The organism is Phycicoccus sonneratiae (genome assembly GCF_016887965.1).
Classification (GTDB): domain Bacteria; phylum Actinomycetota; class Actinomycetes; order Actinomycetales; family Dermatophilaceae; genus Phycicoccus; species Phycicoccus sonneratiae.
Window position 1 is genome coordinate 155567 of the sequence record NZ_JAFDVD010000017.1, and the last position, 19620, is coordinate 175186.

Sequence of the window (19620 nt, forward strand, 5' to 3'; positions counted from 1 at the left end):
TCACATGATCTTCCGGACGACCGGCAGCGGCAGGTGGCGCATCGCCTTGCCGAGCGGCACCCAGGGCCAGGGCGGCACGAGCGCGTGCGCCTTCTCCTTCTCGATCGCCTCGACCATCGCGGCGACGCCCGTCTCGGTGTCGACGATGAACGGGGTGTGCGAGACCCGTTCGTTCATCTCCGAGCGGATGTAGCCGGGGTAGATGACCGAGACCCGGATGTCGAGGTCGGGCTCGCCGAGCATCTCGTTGCGCAGGCCCTCCGCGAGCGCGGCGACGCCGGCCTTGGTGGCGGAGTAGGTGGTCACCGTCTTGCGCATGCCGCGCATCGCCGAGACCGACGAGATCATCACGAGGTGGCCGCGCTTCTGGTCGCGGAAGACCTCCATCGCGGCCTCGGTCTGGGCCAGGGCGGCGACGAAGTTGACCATCGCGGTCTGGCGGTTGGCGTCGTAGCGGCCGGTACCGAGCGGGGCTCCCTTCCCGAGACCGGCGTTGACGACGACCCGGTCGATCGTGCCGAAGGCCTCGCGGAGGTCACGGAAGGTGGCGAAGACGGCGTCGTCGTCGGTGACGTCGAGGGCCCGGATCTCCACGCGGCGACCGGTGCGCTCGACGATCTCGTCGCGCAGTTCCTCGAGCCGGTCGAGGCGGCGTGCCGCGAGGCCGAGGTCCCAGCCGCGGGCGGCGAACTGGCGGGCCATCTCGGCGCCGAGGCCGGAGCTGGCACCGGTGATGATCGTCGTGGGCACGGGGGTCCTTCCGTTCAGAGGTCGGCGCCGCGCTCGGCGAGGAGGCGCGTGCACCGCTGGTCGAGGTGGGCGACGACGTCGCGGAACGCGCCGTACGCGGGGTTCGTGGTCTGGCCGTGGTGGAAGCGGTAGTAGATCTGCTGCGCGATGCCGGCGAGCCGGAACAGGCCGAAGACCTCGTAGAAGAGGAGGTCGCGCGGGGTCACCTCGACCCCGCGCGCGGCGCAGTAGCGGGCGACGAGCTCGTCGCGGGTGAGCATCCCCGGGGTGTGGGTCGGCTGGAGGCGGAGGGCCACGAAGGACGGGTCGTCGTCGGCCTGCACCCAGTACGCGAGCGAGGAGCCGAGGTCCATCAGGGGGTCGCCGACCGTGGCGAGCTCCCAGTCGAGGACGCCGACGACGCGGGTCGGGTCGGCGGGGTCGAGGACGAGGTTGTCGAAGCGGAAGTCGTTGTGGATGAGGACGTGCGGGCGGTCGGCGGGCCGGTGCGCCTCGAGCCAGGCCATCGTCGCCTCGTGGTCGGGCACGTCGGGGGTGTGCGCCCGCCGCATCCGCCCGGCCCAGCCGCCGACCTGGCGCTCGACGTAGCCGTCACCGCGGTCGAGGGGGCGCAGCCCGGCGGCGTCGACGTCGACGTCGTGCAGGGCGACGAGGACGTCGACCGCGTTCTCGCACAACGTGCGGACGCCGTCGGTGTCGAGGCCGAGGGACTCGGGGACGTCCTTGCGGAGGATGGTGCCGGGGATGCGGTCCATGACGTAGAACTCCGAGCCGACGACCGACTCGTCGCCGCAGTACCCGAGCATCCTCGGCACGAGCGGGAAGGCGGTGGCGAGCCCGGCCTGGAGGTCGTGCTCACGCCGCATGTCGTGGGCGCCCTTGGCCTTGGTGCCGCCCGGCGGGCGGCGCAGCACGACGTCGCGCGTCGGCCAGCGCAGCAGGTAGGTGAGGTTGCTCGCGCCGCCGGCGAACTGCCGGACCTCGGGGTCACCGTCGAGTCCGGAGGCGTCGGAGGCGTTCTCGCGCAACCACTCCGTTGCAGCGGGGACGTCGAAGGCGTCCTCGTCGCGGACCGGTCCGGCGCCGGGGACGTCGGTCACGGCAGGTACTCCCCGGGGCCGGCACCCGCCTTGCGGGCGAGGCGCTTGGCCTGGGCGACCATCGTCCGGTCGTAGAGAGGCCGCAGGAAGCGCTTGCCGTAGTACGCCTGCTTGCCCAGCCGGTCGGTGAGGATGACCGACCTCTTCCTCTCGATGCCGTCGAGGACGATCTTGGCGATGTCGGCCGCGTCGACGGACGCCTGGGTGATGAGCCGGACGCCGGCCTCCTGCATCGCGGTGTCCTTGCCGGCGAACGACTCGTGGAGGTTGGTGCGGAAGAACGCCGGGCAGACGACCGAGACGTCGATGCCCCACGGGCCGAGCTCGAAGCCGAGGGTCTCCGAGAGGGCGACCACGCCGGCCTTCGTGGCGTTGTAGCTCGACATCCCGGGACCGTGCACGAGGCCGGCGAGCGAGGCGACGTTGACGATGTGGCCCGAGCGCTGCTCCTTGAACAACGGTGTGACGGTGTGGCACCCGCGCGCGACGCCGAGCAGGTTGATCGACACGACCCGCTCCCAGTCGGCCATCGCCTCGACCTCGATGCGGCCCCCGGTGGCGATGCCGGCGTTGTTGACGAGCAGGTCGAGGCCACCCCATTCCTCGCGGACCCAGGCGAGGGCGGCGTCCCAGTCCTGCTGGCTGCGCACGTCGAGGCGGCGGTACTCGGCGCCGTCGGGGACGGAGTCGGGGCGCTCGTCGGCGAGGTCGACGGCGAGCACCCGGTCGCCGCGGGCGACGAGCAGGGTGACGAGCGCGCGGCCGAGCCCGGAGGCGCCGCCGGTGACGAGGGCGCGGCGGGTCATCGGGCGGCCTCCTGGGCGCGGGTGGCGTAGGGCCTGAGCAGCTGGCGCGCGACGACGCCGAGGTGGACCTCGTCCGGGCCGTCGGCGAGGCGCAGGCTCCGCGCACCGGCGTACGCCGCGGCGAGCGGGAAGTCCTCGCTCATGCCGCCACCGCCGTGCAGCTGGATGGCGAGGTCGATGACGTCGCAGGCCATCCGCGGGACGGCGGCCTTGATCTCGCTCACCTCGGAGAGCGCACCCTCGATGCCGACCGTGTCGAGCTTCCAGGCGGCGTGGAGGACGAGCAGGCGGGCCTGGTTGATGGCGATGCAGGCCTCGGCGAGGCGTTCGCGGTTGCCGCCGAGGTTGGCGATCGGCTTGCCGAACGCCGTTCTCGTGGAGGCGCGCTCGCACGCCAGCTCGAGGGCCTTCTCGGCGAGCCCGACGAGCCGCATGCAGTGGTGCACCCGGCCGGGGCCGAGCCGCCCCTGCGCGATCTCGAACGCCCGCCCGGGGCCGAGGAGGACGTTGCCGGCGGGGACGCGGACACCGTCGAGCGAGACCTCGCCGTGCCCGAGTGGCTCGTCGTACTGGCCTAGCGCGGTGAGCATCCGCTCGACGGTGACGCCGGGGGCGTCCATCGGGACGAGGACCATCGAGTGCTGCCGGTGCCGGTGGGCGGTGGGGTCGGTGAGGCCCATGAAGATGCCGAGCCGGCTGTCCGGGTGGCCGGCCCCGGTGGTCCACCACTTGCGGCCGTCGAGGACGACCTCGTCGCCGTCCGGCGTCGCGGTGGCGGCCATGTTCGTGGCGTCCGAGCTGGCGACGTCGGGCTCGGTCATGAGGAAGACGCTGCGGATGCGGCCGTCGAGGAGGGGGACGAGCCACTCCTCCTGCTGCTCGGGCGTGCCGTAGCGCAGCAGCACCTCCATGTTGCCGGTGTCGGGGGCGTTGCAGTTGAGGACGAGCGGGGCGAGGGTGGAGCGGCCGGTCTGCTCGGCGACCGTGGCGTAGTCGACGTTGGTCAGGCCGGTGCCGCCGTCGGTGCCGAACCGGGCGGCCCACTCGTCGCCCTCGCCGGCCGGGAGGAAGAGGTTCCACAGGCCCTGGTCGCGGGCGCTGCGCTTGAGCGCCTCGACCTCGGCGGTGGGCGGCCAGGCGTCCTCGCCGCGGGCGCGGCGGGCGGCGACGTCGGCGAGCAGGCGCTGCTCGACCGGCGCGACCTCGTCGTCGACGAAGGCGCGGACCCGGGAGGCGAGGTCGGCGGCGCGGGCGGACGGGGCGAAGTCCATGTCCTTGACCCTAGCCCCCTGTTGAGCAATGCTCAATAGCGTGGGAACGGCGGCCCGGGTGCGGATGACCCCGGAGGAACGGCGCCGCCAGCTCGTCGGCGTCGGGCTGCGGATGTTCGTCGAGCGACCGGTCGGCGACCTCTCCGTCGACGAGGTGGCGGCCGCGGCCGGCGTCTCGCGCGGGCTGCTCTTCCACTACTTCCCGACCAAGTCCGACTACCACCGGGCGGTCGTCGCGGCCGCCGGACGCCGGGTGCGCCGCAACGTCACGCCGGACGAGGGGATGAGCGGGGAGGCCGCGGTGCGGCAGGTCGTCGCCCGCTTCCTCGACCAGGTCGAGCGCCGGCGCGAGTGGTACGTCGCGCTCGTCCGGGGTCGCACCGAGCTGTCGCGTGCCACCCCGGACGACCCGCTGGAGACGGTCACGGCCTTCGTCGCCGACCTCGCCTGCCGCGAGCTGGCGCTGCCGCCGTCCGCCCGGCCCGCGGCACGCGGCTGGGTGGCCTACCTCGAGGACCGCGCGCTGCAGTGGGCCGCCCTCGACCCGGCCGTGCGTGACGCCGAGCGCGCGGACCTCGTGGAGCACTGCGTAGGCGCGCTGCGGCTGCTCACCGCCCCCCGTTCCTGACCCGGTCGCCCCGAGGGGGTCGCGGGGTCAGCCCAGCGGCTCGAGGGTGACTGGGACGCCGTTGAGCACCGCGTTGCCGCTCAGCGGGTCGACGACGTCGGGGTCGGTGACGTCGTTGACCGAGGCGCCCGGCAGGGTCGTCGCGGTGCGGAGGCGCACCCCGTCGCGCGCGTGGCCGTAGCCGTGCGGCAGTGACACGACGCCGGGCATGAGGTCCTCACTGGCCGCGACCTCGACCTCGAGCGCGCCGGCCGCCGAGCGCACCCGCACCCGTCCGCCGTCGGCGATGCCGCGCGCGGCGAGGTCGTCCGGGTGGGCCAGCAGTGCGTGCCGCGGCCGGCCCCTCGTGAGGACGGCGGCGTTGTGCAGCCACGAGTTGTTGTCCCGCTGGTGGCGCCGGCCGACGAGGAGCAGCTCACCCTCCGGCCGGTCGGCCAGCACTCCCGCGAGCACACCGGGCAGCGCCTCGAGGACGAGCGGCGTCGCGAGGTCGATGCGCCGGTCCACGGTCCGGAGCCGCTCGGGGAGCCGCGGACGGAGCGGGCCGAGGTCGAGCCCACCCGGGCCGGCCGACCGCAGCCGGCGCAGCGAGAGCCGCCCCCCGCCGGTGCGCAGCAGGAGGTCGAGCTGGCGGGTCGGCGAGGTGCGCAGCCTCGTCTCGAGGGCGAGGGAGGCGCGCGACAGCCGCTGTCGCACACCGGTCCCCCGCGCCCGCCGGTGGGCGAGGCCCAGGTCGCGGGCGATCTCCCAGTCGTGCCGGCCCCCGGGGTCCTTGGGGAGCAGGGCCCGGGAGAACCGGGCCGTGTCGCGGACGGCCAGGAGGTGGAAGACGAGGTCGTAGTGGTCGCGTTCCAACGGACCGGTCGGCGGCAGGACGACGTCGGCGTGCCGGGTCGTCTCGTTGAGGTACATGTCGATGCACACGACGGCGTCGAGCCCGGCCATCGCCGCGTCGAGCCGCTGACCGCCGGGGGTCGACGACACCGGGTTGCCGGCGATGGTGAGCAGCGCGCGCACCTGCCCCTCGCCCGGTGTCTCCATCTCCTCGGCCAGCGCCGAGGCGGGCAGCTCACCACCGAAGCCCGGGAGTCCACGAACGCGGGAACGTCTGCGGGAGAACCCACCGGGGCCCAGCACACCGCGGCCGACGAGGTCGACGGCCGGTGTCGTGAGCATCGTCCCGCCGGGGCGGTCGAGGTTGCCGGTCAGCACGTTGAGGAGCTGGGTCGCCCACTGGCAGACGACGCCGTGCGCCTGCGTCGAGGCGCCCATCCGTGCGTGGACGGCCGCCGACGGTGCGTCGAGCAGGTCGCGGGCCAGCGCGCGCACCGCGTCGGCCGGCAGGCCGGCAGCCCGCTCGGCGACCTCGGGCGTGAACGGCTCGACCGCGGCGCGGACCGCCTCGGCACCGTCGACGTACGCCGCGGGCCGTGCGCGCCCGGACGCGAGCACCTCGCGGACGAGGGCCAGCAGCACGGCGGCGTCCGCACCGGGGCGGACGAAGTGGTGCTCGTCCGCGACCCTGGCGGTCTCGGTGCGCCGGGGGTCGATGACGACGAGCCGCCCTCCGCGCGAGGCGAGCTCGCGCCGTCGCCCGGGGAAGTCGGGGACCGTCCACAACGAACCGTTCGACGCCATCGGGTTGTGGCCGACGAGCACGAGCAGGTCGGTGCGGTCGATGTCGGGCACGGGCAGCAGGAACTGGTGTCCGTACAGGGCGTGGGCCACGACGTGGTGTGGCAGCTGGTCGACCGAGGTCGCCGAGTACCGGTTCCTCGTCCGCAGCAGCCGGACGAGCGTCGGGTGGTGGGTCAGCGCGCCGAGGCTGTGGACGTTGGGGTTGCCGAGGTAGACGGCGAGGGCGTCGTCGCCGTGCTCGCGCTGGACGCCGGCGAGCAGCTCGGCGGCGCGCCGGACCGCCTCGTCCCACGTGGCCTCGCGGAGCTCGCCGTCGTCGCCGCGGACGAGCGGGCGACGCAGCCGGTCCGGGTCGTCCTGGATCTCGGGGAGCGCAAAGGCCTTGGGGCACAGGTGCCCTCGCGAGAGCGGGTCGGCGTCGTCACCGCGGATGCGGCCGACCGTCCCGCGCTCGTCGACCTCGACGACCAGCCCGCACATCGCCTCGCACAGGGTGCACGAGGTGCGGCGCACCGCCGGGGCCGTCATCGGGCCCGGGGCCCGAACGAGGGTGCCTCGCGCCGCAGCGCCGCCTCGCGGGCCGCACCGGTGTTACGCCGCCCGAGCAGCCGCGCCTGCTCGAGGCGCTCGCGGGCGAAGGTGCGCCGCGGCCCGGAGGACCAGGTGCGCTCGAAGACGCGCTTCGTCGCGGCGACCGAGTCCGGGGAGCGCGTGGCGACCTCCTCGAGGAACCGGGTGGCGGCGGCGACGGGGTCGTCGTGCACCTCGCTCGCCAGCCCGAGCTCGACGGCCCGGGTGCCGCTGACCACCTCGCCGGTCATCGTCAGCCGCTTGGCGACATCCATCCGCACCTGCTGCGAGAGCGCCTGGATGCCGCTCATGTCGGGGACGAGGCCCCAGCGCGCCTCGAGCACCGACCACTGGGCGTCGGGGGTCGTCATCCGCAGGTCGGCGGCGAGCGCGATCTGGAGGCCGCCGCCGTAGCAGTGGCCGTGCACCGCGGCGACGACGGGGACGGGCAGCCGGCGCCACGCCCAGCACGCCTCCTGGAAGAGGTTGGTGCCGCGCCACGGCCGGGGGACGAAGGCGCGGGCGACGCGCGGCGGCTCGCGCAGCACCGTCGCGAAGTCGAGTCCGGCGCAGAACGAGTCGCCCGACCCGCCGAGGACGACACCCCGCAGGGTGCGGTCGGAGCGCAGCGAGCGCGCCGTCTCGACGAGCCCCTCGAGGGTGTCGAGGGTCAGGGCGTTGAGCTTGTCGGGACGGTCGAGGCGGACCTGGGCGATGCCGCCGTCGACCGTGCAGGAGACCGGCGCGGACATGCCGTCACCCTACGGCTCTCGAGGAGGACGAGGCCGAGGACGGCGAGCAGGCCCACACCGGCCGAGGCGGCGAGGATCGGCAGGAGCACGGACCACGCGTCGAGGTGGAAGGACATCGAGGGCTCCCGGGGGTCGAGGGGACCGGATGCTCCGAGCGTCCCGAGGCTCCCTCGCGCCGACCTCGGGGGAACCTCGTGGACGGCTGGGGACACGTCGTGGAGGAGTCCACGGAGACCGTGGCGGAAGATCCCTTGTCATCCAGGACGCGTTGTCGCACAGCGCAATACATCGGTTCGGGGCTTGCCTCGCATGCCGTCGGCGGGTAGGCTGGGGCCACGAGGGGAGGGGGGAGCCGATGGCCATCAGCAGCGGACCGCAGGACGTCGTCGAGCTCGCGCGCCGAGCCGCGGAGCTGCTGACTCCCACCCTCGACACCCCGCCCACGGCCGGCACCCGCGCGGAGTGGGCGACGGCCCTGACGGGCCTAGCCTCCCTCGCGTCACGGGTCGAGGCCGCGCGCGACGTCGCCCTCGTCCGGCTGGCGGCGATCGAGCCGGAGGTGCTCGACGACGGGGAGGTGGTCGAGGGCCACCGCGAGCCCGGCCACGTCGCGCTCGACGCGCCGGCCATCGTCTCCGGGGCGCTCTGCGTCGGCGCGGTCCACGCCGAGCGGCTCGTGCGTGACGCCGTCCACCGCGCGGCCGACGGGCCCGAGGGGACGCCCACGTGCACCGGACTGGGCGGGCTTCACGAGGCGATGGCCGCCGGGCGCCTCGACTCCTACCGGGCATCGGTCGTCGCCGACGAGCTCGACGAGGCCCCGGCGGAGGTGGCGGCCGCGGTCGTCGCCGCCCTCGACCCCCACCTCGACCACGAGGATGCCGGACGACTGCGCCGCCGGACCCGCCGGATGCTGGCTCGCGTCGGCCCGGACCTGCTGCGCCGCCGCGCGGTCCGCGCCCGGCAGGAGTCCTCGCTCCGGCGGTGGGTGGGCGAGCCCGGCGTCGACACCTGGCTCGGCACCTTCTCGTCGGAGGAGGCGGCCTCGGCGTGGGCCGCCATCGACGCCCTCGCGCAGCGGCTCGTCACCGACGGCACGTGCACCACGGTCGAGCGCGCCCGCGCCCGTGCGCTCACCGACCTCGTCACGGGGAGCGCGACCATCAACGTGCTGGTCGTCCTCGCCGCACCCGTCGGTGGCGAGGTGGCGGCCTCTGCCGGCGCAGCACCCGGCGACCTCGTCGAGGTCGCGATCTCGTCCACACCACAGCCGGTCCTCGTGCCGCGCGCGTGGGTCTCACCCGTGGTCGCATCCGCGCCTGCCGATGCCGTTCTCTGCGATCCGCGTTCCGGTGCCCTCCTGGACCCTGATGGCTCGCTCTCCACCTCGGCCTGACGTCCCGGCCGGTGGCTCGCCGCCCTCGTCCGGGCCCGCGACGGCCGGTGCCGCTTCCCCGGCTGCCCCGTGGCCGCCCGGTTCTGCGACCTCGACCACGTCGTCCCCTGGCCCGCCGGCCCCACGTCCGCCGCGAACCTCGCGTGCCTCTGCCGGCGCCACCACCGCGTCAAGCAGCGCCCGGGATGGCGCGCGGCCCTCGCGCCCGAGGGGACGATGACCTGGACCGACCCGACCGGACGCGTCCGCACCACGACTCCGCTCGATGCCCTCGGCGCCACCGTCCTCCCCGACATCGGGTCCGACCGGGCCCCGACTCCTCGCGCCATCTCACCCCGCGACGGTCGTGGCCCCTTCAGCCGGCTCGAGTTCCACCTCGAGCACGCCCTGGGCGATGCCGACCCACCGCTCCGCCGGTGCCGCTTCGACCACCACCGCCCCCTCGACCCGGTGCTCGTCCACGGACCGGCGCACCGACGCAGGGAGCGCCCCCCACCCCGGCCGGACCTCCCGCCCTTCTGAACCCTGCCCGTCCCCCGGGGGACGGGTAGGTTCGGCCGATGCCCCGGGAGCCGTCACCCGTCCGCGTCAAGGCGATGCTGATCGCCCCGAACGCCGACCGGACCGCCCATGCGGTGACGCTCCACCCGTCGACCCGTGAGGACCCGGACGGCTACCACCGGCTGATCGGTGGCGGCGTGGAGGACGGCGAGAGCCACCACGACGCGATCGTGCGCGAGGTCGACGAGGAGCTCGGCGCCACGATCGGCGACCTCGCCTACGTGGCCCGCGTCGAGAACGTCTTCCGCCTCGACGGTGTGCCCGGACACGAGACCGTGTTCGTGTACTCGGGCCTCCTCGAACCGCAGCCCGCGGCGGCGGGGGCCGTCCTCACGGAGAGCGACGGCAGCGTCGTGCCCGTCGTCTGGCGCTCCTTCGACGACGAGAGGGAGTCCGTGCCCCTGTACCCGACCGCGGCGCGTCCCTGGGTCCGCGCGACGGCCGCGCAGCGCTAGCCGGTCCTCGGGCCGTCAGGCGACGCGCGTCGCGACGGCCGGAGCAGCCGCCGGCCCCCGCACCGAGCGCCGGTGCAGCAGCACCGACACCCCGAGCACGCCGAGGCCGAGCACGGCCAGGCCCACACCCACCCACGACGGTGCCGTGTACCCGTACCCGCGGGCGATGACGACGCCGCCCAGCCAGGCGCCGAGGGCGTTGGCGAGGTTGAGCGCGGCGTGGTTGCCGGCCGCCGCGAGGGTCTGCGCCGCGCCGGCGACCTGCATGAGGCGCAGCTGGAGGTTGATGACGAGCACGGACGCGAGGACCGAGACGAGGACGAGCACGACGAGCGCCGGCACCGTCCAGCGGGCCACGAGCGCGAACAGCCCGAGCGAGACCCCCAGCCCGGTCATGCCGATGACGACCGACCGCAGCACCGACCAGTCCCCCATCCGCCCGGCGACGAGGTTGCCGACGAACCCGGAGGCGCCGAACACGAGGAGGAACACCGGCACCGCGGACGACGACAGCCCCGTCACCTCGGTGACGGTCGGCGCGATGTACGAGTACATGGCGAACATCCCGCCGAAGCCGACGGCCCCGACCGCGAGGGTGAGCAGCACCTGGAGGTTGGTCAGCGCGCCGAGCTCGGCCCGCACGGTCCGCGAGCGGTCCGCGGCGAGCCGGGGCACCTGCAGCGCCACGAGCGCCACGGTCGCGAGCCCCAGCATGGCGACGAGCCAGTAGGCCGAGCGCCAGCCGAGGGTCTGCCCCAGCCACGTCGCGCCGGGCACGCCCAGCACGTTGGCGATCGGGATGCCGAGCATGACCGTACCGACCGCCCGTCCGGCCCGCCCCGCGGGCGCGAGGTCGACGGCCACGAGCGCCGCGACCCCGAAGTAGGCCCCGTGCGGCAGCCCGGCGAGGAAGCGCGCGCCCACGAGCGTCTCGTACGTCGGCGCCAGCGCGCTCAGCCCGTTGCCGACCGCGAAGGCGACCATCAGCCCCAGCAGCAGCCCCTTGCGCGGCAGCGTCGCCCCGAGCGCGGCGATGAGCGGCGCCCCGACGACGACCCCGGCCGCGTACGCCGAGATGGTGTGCCCGCCCGCGGGGATCGACACCCCGACGCCGTCGGAGATCTGCGGCAGGAGGCCCATCGTCACGAACTCGGTCGTGCCGATGGCGATGCCGCCGAGGATGAGGGCGGCCGTGGCGAGGAAGGGGTGGCGGGGCTGGGGCACGGGGAGTGCAAGGAACGCCACCCGCCGCCGCATTCCCGGACCCGCCGCGGACGGCCCGGATGTCACACGGAGTTCACTCGAGCGGCGCCGTTCCTAGGATGGCGGGATGCGTGCAGCCCAGGTCAACCGCCTCGACGGACCCGAGAGCGTCGAGGTCGTCGACCTCCCCGACGCGGCCGAGGACCGGCACGCCGACCGGCGGGTCGTCGTCGACGTCGCGGCCGCCGGCGTCTGCTTCCCCGACGTGCTCCTGACCCGCGGGCAGTACCAGCTGACGCCCGACCTGCCCTTCGTCCCCGGGTCGGAGGTGGCCGGGGTCGTGCGCAGCGCACCGGCCGGCTGCGGGTTCGCGGCCGGCGACCGCGTGGCCGCCTTCCCCGTGCTCGGCGGCTTCGCCGAGGCCGTGGCCGTCGACCCCGCGATGGTCTTCCCGCTGCCGGACGACACGACGTGGGACCGCGCCGCGGCCCTCCCGATGAACTACCTCACGTGCGACTTCGCCCTGCGCGAGCGGGCCCGCCTGGCCGAGGGCGAGACCGTGCTCGTCCACGGCGCCGCCGGCGGGGTCGGCACGGCCGCCGTCCAGCTCGCCGCGGCCCACGGCGCCCGCGTCCTCGCCGTCGTGTCCACCGACGCCAAGGCCGAGGTCGCCCGCGCCGCCGGAGCCGACGAGGTGCTCCCGGCCGACGGCTTCCGCGACGCGGTCGCCGAGCTCACCGGGGGACGCGGCGTCGACGTCGTCGTCGACCCGGTCGGCGGCGACCGGTTCACCGACTCGCTGCGCTCGCTCGCTCCGGGCGGCCGGCTGCTCGTCATCGGGTTCACGGCCGGCTCCATCCCCGAGGTGAAGGTCAACCGGCTGCTGCTGGGCAACACCTCGGTCGTCGGGGTCGGCTGGGGCGCGTGGTGGACCCACCCGCACGGGCCGGGCAGCGGCTACCTGCGCGAGCAGTGGGACGGCCTGCTCCCCCATTTCGCGTCCGGCGCGGTCGACCCCGTCGTCGGGGAGGTCCGGGCCCTCGACGAGGTCGTCGAGGCGCTGCTCGCCGTCGAGGGTCGGCGGGCCACCGGCAAGGTCCTCCTGACGCCCTGACCTGCGCCATCGGACCTCCGGACCTCGGACGAAAGTCTCAGTCCACCTTGATGTTCTCTTGACGGTCCGACCCCGGGAGGCACGGCAGAGTGTGAGGACACCGTGGACCAGCCACGCCCTGCCTAGGGGGTCAATCCCTTGTTCGACACCGTCTTCGGCATCCCGACCCATGCCCTCGTGGTGCACGCCGTCGTCGTCCTCGCGCCGCTCACGGCGCTCCTCCTCGTCCTCGTCGCGGTGTCGGAGAGGCTCCGCGCCCGCATCGGCATCGCCCTGCCCCTCCTCGCGACCGTGTCGGCCATCAGCGGCTTCGTCGCCAAGGAGTCCGGCGAGTCGCTCGAGCGCCGGGTCGGCGAGAGCAACCTCGTCGAGGAGCACGCCGAGCTCGGCGACGTCCTGCCGATCATCCTCATCGCCGTCGCCGTCCTCACCTGGGTGATCTGGCTCGTGTGGCGGCGCACCCCGCGCGACGTCGAGGCCGGTGCCGCGAAGCCGTCCGCGCTCCTGCGCGTCCTCCTCGCGGTCGGCGTCCTCGCCGCCATCGGCCTCGCGGTCGACGTCACGCTCGTCGGCCACTCCGGCGCCAAGGCGGTGTGGAGCGGCATCGGCTCGCAGCCGGCCCCCTCCGGCGGCGAGGGCGACGACGACTGACCCCGACCCCGGCGGGCCTCAGGCGACGAGCTCGGGCTTGACCCGTGCCGCCGTCCACGTCCCGGCCCGCCGGGCGGCGAGGGCCGCCAGGAGCAGCGCCCCCACGCCCCACGCGCCGACGACCGCCACGTCGAGCCCGAGCTGCGCGGTCGGGCCGCCGTACATGAGGCGGCGCACCCCGTCGACGGCGTACGACATCGGCAGCACGTGGTGCAGCGGCAGGAGCGGGCCGGGCAGGGTCTGCCACGGGAAGGTGCCGCCGGCGCTCACGAGCTGGAGCACCATGAGGACGAGGGCGAGGAACTGCCCGACCACCCCGAAGCGCGCCATGAGCAGGTGGATCACCGCGAGGAACGCGGCCGACACGAAGACCATCCACAGCCCGAGCAGCACCGGGTGCGAGACCTCGATGCCGACCCCGAGCGCGACGACCCCGAAGGCGACGACGGCCTGGGCGGCCCCGAGCAGCGCCGGCCCGAGCCACCCGCCGAGCGAGACCCGCCACGCCGGCTGACCCGCGGCGAGCGCCCGGCCGGACAGCGCGCGCATCCGCGTGAAGAGGACGAACCCGCCGATCCACAGCGCGAGGCTCATGAAGAAGGGGGCCAGCCCGGCGCCGTAGCTGCCCGCCGCGGCCTCGGCGTCACGGTCGACGGCCACCGGGCTGCCGATCGTCTCGGCCGTCGCGCGGCGCTGGTCGGCCGAGGGGTCGGGGATGGAGTCCGCACCCGTCGCGAGCCCGTCGGAGAGCTTCGTGGCGCCGGCCGAGAGGTCGCCGAGCCCGTCGTCGAGGTCGTGGGCCCCGGAGGCGAGCCGCCGCGCGCCGTCGAGCGCGTCGTGCTGCCCCGCGGCGAGCCGGTCGGCCCCGGAGGACAGCCGCGCGCTGCCGTCGGCCGCCTGCGCGATGCCCGAACCGAGCGCGGGTGCGGCCGAGGCCAGCTGCTCGGCTCCGTCGGCGACCCGGTCGGCGCCCGACGCGAGCCGGTCGAGGTCCGCGGAGGTCGACTGCACCTCGGCGTTCGCGTTGGTGACCGGGCCGGAGAGCGTGTCGACCCGCGCGAGGACGGTCTGCACCTCGTCCTCGCTGAAGCCGGCGGCCCGCAGGTCGTCCGCGAGCCGTCCGCGCGTCTGCGTGAGGTCGCCGAGGAGGGCGTCGGCCGCCCCGGCCACCCGCTGGCCGGCAGCGGCCACCTGCTCGTTGCCGTCGGCGACCTGCCGGGCGCCGTCCGCCAGCTGCCGGGTCTGGGCCGGCAGGTCGGCAGTGCTCGAGCGGAGCGTCCCCAGGCCGTCGGCGAGGTCGCCCGCCCCGGAGGCGAGGTCGTCCGCCCCGGACGCCAGCTGCTGCTGGCCGTCGACAAGCGTGTCGGCGCCGTCGGCGAGCCCTCCCGCGCCGGAGGCGGCCTTCGTCGCTCCGTCGGCGAGCCGGCGCGCACCGTCGGCGGCGTCGACGACCTGGGCGTGGATGTCGGCGAAGCCCTCGAGGAAGCGGCTCGCGGCGGTGCTGCTCACCTGCTCGGCGACCGAGGCGGTCACCTGGCTGACGAGGGTGTTGGCGATGGTCCGCGCGAGGTAGTTGTTCGCGTCGTTGGTGCGGATCTCGAGCCGGGCCTGCCGCGGGTGGTTGGTGGCGCTGCTCGCGAGGTCGCTGGAGAAGTCACGGGGCAGGACGAGGACGAGGTCGTAGTCGCCGTCGCGCAGACCGGAGTCCGCGCGGTCGCGGTCGACCCGGGCCCAGTCGAAGGTGTGCTTTTCGAGGAGGGTGGACGCGACCTCGTCGCCCACCTGGAGCCGCTCGCCCCCGGTCAGGGTCGTGCCCTCGTCCTCGACGACGAGGGCGGCGGGCACCTCGCTGAGGCGGCCGTACGGGTCGTCGTTGGCGTAGAGGTAGAGGCCGCCGTAGATCGACGGCACGAGGACCATCGCGACGAGGGCCAGCCGGCCGACCCGGCTCGCCCCGATGCGACGGAGCTCGGTGAGGGCGAGGCGCAGGGCGGTCACGCCGCCACCGCCTCGGTCGAGCCGAGCTCGGCGCGGACCGGCAGGGCGAGCTGGCGCATCGTCGCGTGCGTCAGCTGGACGACGACGGTGAGGCCGGAGGCGGCGTGCGCCCCGAGGATCGGCCACCAGAGGCGGGGGTCGCCGCCGCGGCGGTCCGGGTTCGTCACGACGAGCACGCGGGTGGCGGCCCGCTCGGCCGCGGCGGAGGTGAGGACGCGCACGCGCTCCTCGGCGCCGAGCCGCTCGAACGGCTCGTCGGCCGCCGCGAGGACACCGTGCCGCGCGAGGAAGGCGGCGACCGCGCGCCGGCCCGAGGGCCGCCCGGCGAACGCGAGCTCCTCGGCGACGACGTGGTGCACCGCGAGCCCGTCCTCGGGCGCCGAGACCTCGGGGACGTCGACGAGGGCGACGTGCCGCTGCAGCACGCCCGGGTCGGTGGAGCCGTCGAGGCGCACCTCCCCGGCGGAGAGCGGCATCCGCCCGGCGAGCGCGAGGGCGAGGGCGACCTGGCCGTAGCCGGGGTCGCCGGCCACGGCGGTGACGCGGGCGGGCGGCGCGATGAAGGAGGTCGGGCGGACGAGCGGGCTGCGGGTCCCGGCGACCGCGACGGCGTCGGCGGTGAGCTGCACGGGGGGCTCCTCGGGAGGTGGGACGGGGTTCTGAGAGAGGCGGTACCAGTTGGTACCACTGCGTTGGTACGGTACAGTACCACTCATGGACACCGCCACTTCAGCCCCCGACCGACCGACGGACCGCACCCGCCCGGTGCGCGAGCGGCTCGAGGCGGGGCTCGCGGCGGCGGTCGCCGAGAAGGGGCTGGCCGCCACCACGATCGCGGACGTCGCCCGCCTCGCCGGCACCTCGAAGCGCACCTTCTACGAGCACTTCGCCGACAAGGAGGAGTGCTTCCTCGCGCTCTACCGCACCCGCAGCGGCGAGCTCATCGAGGTGGTCGACGCCGCCCTGTCCCCCGGGGCCGCGCCGGCCACGGTGCAGCTCCAGGAGGTCGCGCGCGCGTTCCTCACCTTCCTCACCGGCGACCGCGCCCTCGGCCGCGCCCACGTCGTCGACATCACGACCGTCGGCGAGCGCGGCGTGCGGGCCCGGCAGGAGGTCGTCGACCGCCACGCCGCCACCCTGCTGCGGATGCTCGAGCAGGCGCGCGACGCCGGCACGAGCGTGCGCCGGCTGAGCCACCTCGAGGCGGTCTGCGTCGTCGGCGGGCTCAACGAGGTGGCGCTGCGGGCCGTCGAGGCTCCCGACGACGCGCCGCTCGACGACCTCGTCGAGGCGGCGACCCGGTTCATGCAGGCGGTCGTCCTCGCCGACTGAGGCCCGCCGACCGGGGCCGCCCCGCGCACGCGGCCACTAGCCTCGGGGCATGGACTTCCGGAACGTCTACGCCCAGGGGTTCGCCCGGGTCGCGGCGTGCACCCTCCCCGTCGCGCTCGCCGACCCCGCCGAGAACGCGCGCCGGGTGCTCGAGCAGGTGCGCACCTGCCACGACGACGGTGTGGCGGTCGCGCTCTTCCCGGAGCTCTCGCTCTCCGGGTACGCGATCGACGACCTGCTGCTCCAGGACGTCCTGCTCGACGCCGTCGACACCGCCGTGGTCGCCGTCGCCGAGGCCACCGCCGGCCTGACCCCGCTCGTCGTCGTGGGCGCCCCGCTGCGGCACGGCAACCGGCTCTACAACTGCGCGGTCGCCGTCCAGCGCGGTGAGGTGCTCGGCGTCGCCCCGAAGTCCTACCTGCCGACCTACCGCGAGTTCTACGAGAAGCGCTGGTTCGCCTCCGGCGCAGGGCAGCAGGGACAGTTCCTCGTCCGGCCGCACTGGCCCGGCGCCGACCCCGACGGCGAGGTCCCGTTCGGCCCCGACCTCCTGCTCGCGGCCGACGACGTGCCGGGGCTCGTCGTCCACATGGAGGTCTGCGAGGACGTCTGGGTGCCGGTGCCCCCGAGCCACGAGGCCGCGCTCGCCGGGGCCACGGTGCTGCTCAACCTCTCCGCCTCCCCCATCACCGTCGGCCGCGCCGAGGACCGGCACCTGCTGGCCCGCAGCGCCAGCTCCCGCTGCGACGCGGCGTACCTCTACGCCGCGGCCAGCGCCGGGGAGTCGAGCACCGACCTCTCGTGGGACGGCATGACGATGGCCTACGAGATGGGCGACCTGCTCGGCGAGACCGACCGCTTCCCCGACGGCCCGCGCCGCACGGTCGTCGACGTCGACCTCGACCGGCTGCGCCAGGAGCGGATGCGCCAGGGCTCGTTCGGCGACAACGCCGACGCGTACTCGGCCGACGACGCCGGCTTCCGGGTCGTCCCCTTCCGGGTCAAGCCGCCGACCGGCGACCTCGGCCTGCACCGCCCGGTCGACCGCTTCCCGTTCGTCCCGGACGACGAGGCGCGCCTCGCGCAGGACTGCTACGAGGCCTACAACATCCAGGTCTCCGGGCTCGAGCAGCGGATGCGCGCCATCGGCGGCGGTGTGCCGGAACGGATGCCGCGCATCGTCATCGGCGTCTCCGGCGGGCTCGACTCCACCCACGCGCTGATCGTCGCGGTCAGGGCCTGCGACCGGCTCGGCCTGCCGCGCACCCACGTCCTCGGGTTCACGATGCCCGGCTTCGCGACGAGCGACGGCACGAAGTCGAACGCGATCCACCTCATGGAGAGCCTCGGCATCGAGTGGGAGGAGGTCGACATCCGGCCGCTCGCCACCCAGATGCTCAGGGACCTCGGGCACCCCGCGGGCGACGGCGAGGAGGTGTACGACGTCACCTTCGAGAACGTCCAGGCCGGCCTGCGCACCGACCTGCTGTTCCGCGCGGCCAACCAGCGCGGCGGCATCGTCCTCGGCACGGGCGACCTCTCTGAGCTCGCCCTGGGGTGGTGCACCTACGGTGTGGGAGACCAGATGTCGCACTACGGGGTCAACACCGGCGTGCCCAAGACGCTCATCCAGCACCTCATCCGCTGGGTCGTCTCGGCCGGCGAGCTGGGCGACCCCGAGGTCGACCGCACCCTCCTCGGCATCCTCGACACCGAGATCAGCCCCGAGCTCGTGCCGGCGAAGGAGGGCGAGAAGATCCAGTCGACGCAGGACACCATCGGGCCGTACGCGCTGCACGACTTCACGCTCTTCCACCTGCTGCGCCGCGGCTACCGGCCGAGCAAGATCGCCTTCCTCGCCGAGCACGCCTGGGCCGACGCCACGAGCGGTGCCTGGCCGGCCGGATACCCGGAGGCCGACCACGCCGCCTACGACCTCGCGACGATCCGCTCGTGGATGGCCGTCTTCCTCAAGCGCTTCTTCCAGAACCAGTTCAAGCGCTCGGCGATCCCCAACGGCCCGAAGGTCGTCGCGGGCGGCTCGCTCTCACCCCGCGGGGACTGGCGGATGCCCTCCGACGCGGCGGCCACGGCGTGGCTCACCGAGCTCGAGGACAACGTCCCCGCGGAGTGAGAGCGGCGGCGTCAGCCGTTGCGGATGTTGCGCGCCCGGCGGGCGGTGTAGCTCGAGAACTCGCTGAGGTTGGCCTTGCGGTGGTTCATGTCCGTGCTGGGCGACCCGAGCTCGAACACCCACAGCGTGGTCTTCGCCGCGTTGCCCCACATCTGGAACAGGACGCAGTGCACGCCCGAGCGGACGAGGTAGTCGCCGGCCTTGAGGTCGGCCTTGGCGATGCCGGTCGAGTGGGTCGACCCGGCGAGGGACGTGGTGTTCGGGCAGCCGATGCCGGTGGGACCGAGCTTGAGCGCCATCGAGACGAAGCCCGAGCAGTCGGTGCGCCAGCGGTAGACCCCGTCCGGGCCGCCGGCGGTGGCCTTCTGGTCGTACTGGACGTTGCGGTTCACCCAGTTGCGGGCGCGGTCCATGACGTCGGAGCGCTTGATCGGGTCGCCCGGTGCGGCCTCGGCGGCGGGCGCCAGGAGGATGGCCCCGCCGGTGGCGAGGAGCGTGCTGGACAGGGCGGTTCGGCGTGAGACGAGTGTCGACATGGTGGAGGTCCCCCCTCGGTTCGGTGACCCGGCGGGTGCCGGCTCACCTCCGAGGCTGGCCCTGCGGGCTGCGCCGGCGCTGCGCGCTCGCTGTGCGACCGGGGCGGCGGCCGGTCGGGGGTCAGCCTGCCGCCAGCGTGGCGAGCGCGTCGCCGTCGAGGCGGTACCGGATCCACTCGTCCTGGGGTCGGGCGCCGATCGACTCGTAGAAGGCGATGCTCGGGGCGTTCCAGTCGAGGACCCACCACTCCAGGCGACGGTAGCCGCGCTCGACGCACACCTGCGCGAGGGTGGTGAGCAGGCCCTTGCCGAGGCCGCTGCCGCGGTGGGCGGGGTCGACGTAGAGGTCCTCGAGCCAGACGCCGCTCGTGCCGGTCCACGTCGAGTAGGAGAGGAACCACACGGCCATCCCGACGACGACGCCGTCGACCTCGGCGACGTGCGCGTGGGTGGATCCGTGGCCGTCGGCGGGGAAGAGGGCGGCGCGCACGTGCCCCTCGTCGGCCTCGACCTCGTGGAGGGCCTTCTCGTACTCGGCGAGGTCGCGGACCATGGCGGCGATGGCCGGGGCGTCCTCCGGTGTGGCCGGGCGGATGGTGCTCACCCGGCGACCCTACCGACGACGGCCGGCCGGTGCGGGGCACCGGCCGGCCGACGTGGGTGGCGCGCGGTCAGCGCAGGACGATGTAGTCCCCCTGGCAGGCGTAGTACGCGGCCCCCCGGTT

19 protein-coding genes are annotated in these 19620 nt (G+C 74.8%); 8 read left to right on the forward strand and 11 right to left on the reverse strand.

Annotated elements, in window-relative coordinates; genetic code table 11:
- Genes JQN70_RS15940 through JQN70_RS15955 form a run of 4 tightly spaced genes read right to left on the reverse strand, consistent with a single transcriptional unit; the run spans window position 1 to window position 3927 of the window.
- Complete coding sequence (locus JQN70_RS15940) at window positions 1-750, reverse strand: SDR family oxidoreductase (protein ID WP_204132346.1); 750 nt, start codon at window positions 748-750, stop codon at window positions 1-3.
- Between the two features lie 14 nt (window positions 751-764).
- The gene (locus JQN70_RS15945; RefSeq protein ID WP_204132347.1) at window positions 765-1850 is read right to left on the reverse strand and encodes a phosphotransferase family protein; all 1086 of its coding nucleotides are present in this window, start codon (window positions 1848-1850) and stop codon (window positions 765-767) included.
- Window positions 1847-2656 (reverse strand): SDR family NAD(P)-dependent oxidoreductase, encoded by an 810-nt coding sequence (locus tag JQN70_RS15950; RefSeq protein WP_204132348.1) that lies wholly within the window; start codon window positions 2654-2656, stop codon window positions 1847-1849. Before JQN70_RS15950 ends, JQN70_RS15945 begins: the two co-directional genes overlap by 4 nt.
- Window positions 2653-3927, reverse strand: a complete 1275-nt coding sequence (locus JQN70_RS15955) for an acyl-CoA dehydrogenase family protein (RefSeq protein WP_204132349.1) — start codon at window positions 3925-3927, stop codon at window positions 2653-2655. The genes JQN70_RS15950 and JQN70_RS15955 overlap by 4 nt, the downstream gene beginning before the upstream one ends.
- Before the next feature lie 40 nt (window positions 3928-3967).
- Between JQN70_RS15955 and JQN70_RS15960 the strand changes: the two genes are divergently transcribed.
- Window positions 3968-4555 (forward strand): TetR/AcrR family transcriptional regulator, encoded by a 588-nt coding sequence (locus JQN70_RS15960; RefSeq protein ID WP_204132350.1) that lies wholly within the window; start codon window positions 3968-3970, stop codon window positions 4553-4555.
- 27 nt (window positions 4556-4582) lie between these two features.
- On the opposite strand, the gene JQN70_RS15965 is transcribed toward JQN70_RS15960, so the two are convergent.
- The gene (locus tag JQN70_RS15965; protein WP_307836027.1) at window positions 4583-6706 is read right to left on the reverse strand and encodes a molybdopterin-dependent oxidoreductase; all 2124 of its coding nucleotides are present in this window, start codon (window positions 6704-6706) and stop codon (window positions 4583-4585) included.
- Between the two features lie 11 nt (window positions 6707-6717).
- Window positions 6718-7515 (reverse strand): crotonase/enoyl-CoA hydratase family protein, encoded by a 798-nt coding sequence (locus tag JQN70_RS15970; RefSeq protein WP_204132352.1) that lies wholly within the window; start codon window positions 7513-7515, stop codon window positions 6718-6720.
- Between the two features lie 355 nt (window positions 7516-7870).
- On the opposite strand from JQN70_RS15970, the gene JQN70_RS15975 reads away from it, so the two are divergent.
- The 3 genes from JQN70_RS15975 to JQN70_RS15985 all read left to right on the forward strand — a co-directional run bounded on the left by JQN70_RS15975 (window position 7871) and on the right by JQN70_RS15985 (window position 9927).
- Window positions 7871-8911, forward strand: coding sequence for a hypothetical protein (locus tag JQN70_RS15975; RefSeq protein WP_204132353.1), 1041 nt, complete (start codon window positions 7871-7873; stop codon window positions 8909-8911).
- A gap of 69 nt (window positions 8912-8980) precedes the next feature.
- Window positions 8981-9433: an HNH endonuclease signature motif containing protein gene (locus JQN70_RS15980; protein WP_204132354.1), complete on the forward strand. Its 453-nt coding sequence runs from the start codon at window positions 8981-8983 to the stop codon at window positions 9431-9433.
- Between the two features lie 38 nt (window positions 9434-9471).
- The gene (locus tag JQN70_RS15985) at window positions 9472-9927 is read left to right on the forward strand and encodes an NUDIX domain-containing protein (protein ID WP_204132355.1); all 456 of its coding nucleotides are present in this window, start codon (window positions 9472-9474) and stop codon (window positions 9925-9927) included.
- A 15-nt stretch (window positions 9928-9942) separates the two neighbouring features.
- On the opposite strand, the gene JQN70_RS15990 is transcribed toward JQN70_RS15985, so the two are convergent.
- Window positions 9943-11151 (reverse strand): MFS transporter, encoded by a 1209-nt coding sequence (locus tag JQN70_RS15990; protein ID WP_307836028.1) that lies wholly within the window; start codon window positions 11149-11151, stop codon window positions 9943-9945.
- Window positions 11152-11257: 106 nt separating this feature from the next.
- Here JQN70_RS15990 and JQN70_RS15995 point away from each other — a divergent pair, with 106 nt between their 5' ends.
- Both JQN70_RS15995 and JQN70_RS16000 read left to right on the forward strand, forming a co-directional pair.
- Entirely contained in the window at window positions 11258-12244 is a 987-nt protein-coding gene (locus JQN70_RS15995) for an NADPH:quinone oxidoreductase family protein (protein WP_204132357.1), read from the forward strand.
- 138 nt (window positions 12245-12382) lie between these two features.
- On the forward strand, window positions 12383-12895 hold the full coding sequence (locus JQN70_RS16000) for a DUF2231 domain-containing protein (protein ID WP_204132358.1): 513 nt from the start codon (window positions 12383-12385) through the stop codon (window positions 12893-12895).
- 18 nt (window positions 12896-12913) lie between these two features.
- On the opposite strand, the gene JQN70_RS16005 is transcribed toward JQN70_RS16000, so the two are convergent.
- Together JQN70_RS16005 and JQN70_RS16010 are read right to left on the reverse strand one after the other, a co-directional pair.
- Window positions 12914-14893, reverse strand: a complete 1980-nt coding sequence (locus JQN70_RS16005) for a YhgE/Pip domain-containing protein (protein WP_204132359.1) — start codon at window positions 14891-14893, stop codon at window positions 12914-12916.
- A complete protein-coding gene (locus JQN70_RS16010) occupies window positions 14890-15522 on the reverse strand; it encodes an ATP-binding cassette domain-containing protein (RefSeq protein ID WP_204132360.1) in 633 nt (210 codons plus the stop codon). The genes JQN70_RS16005 and JQN70_RS16010 overlap by 4 nt, the downstream gene beginning before the upstream one ends.
- 85 nt (window positions 15523-15607) lie before the next feature.
- On the opposite strand from JQN70_RS16010, the gene JQN70_RS16015 reads away from it, so the two are divergent.
- Together JQN70_RS16015 and JQN70_RS16020 are read left to right on the forward strand one after the other, a co-directional pair.
- Complete coding sequence (locus JQN70_RS16015; protein WP_204132361.1) at window positions 15608-16225, forward strand: TetR/AcrR family transcriptional regulator; 618 nt, start codon at window positions 15608-15610, stop codon at window positions 16223-16225.
- A 49-nt stretch (window positions 16226-16274) separates the two neighbouring features.
- Window positions 16275-18359 (forward strand): NAD(+) synthase, encoded by a 2085-nt coding sequence (locus tag JQN70_RS16020; RefSeq protein ID WP_204132362.1) that lies wholly within the window; start codon window positions 16275-16277, stop codon window positions 18357-18359.
- A gap of 11 nt (window positions 18360-18370) precedes the next feature.
- On the opposite strand, the gene JQN70_RS16025 is transcribed toward JQN70_RS16020, so the two are convergent.
- Together JQN70_RS16025 and JQN70_RS16030 are read right to left on the reverse strand one after the other, a co-directional pair.
- Entirely contained in the window at window positions 18371-18895 is a 525-nt protein-coding gene (locus JQN70_RS16025; protein ID WP_204132363.1) for an NlpC/P60 family protein, read from the reverse strand.
- Window positions 18896-19016: 121 nt separating this feature from the next.
- A complete protein-coding gene (locus JQN70_RS16030; RefSeq protein WP_307836029.1) occupies window positions 19017-19499 on the reverse strand; it encodes a GNAT family N-acetyltransferase in 483 nt (160 codons plus the stop codon).
- Window positions 19500-19620: the final 121 nt, after the last annotated feature.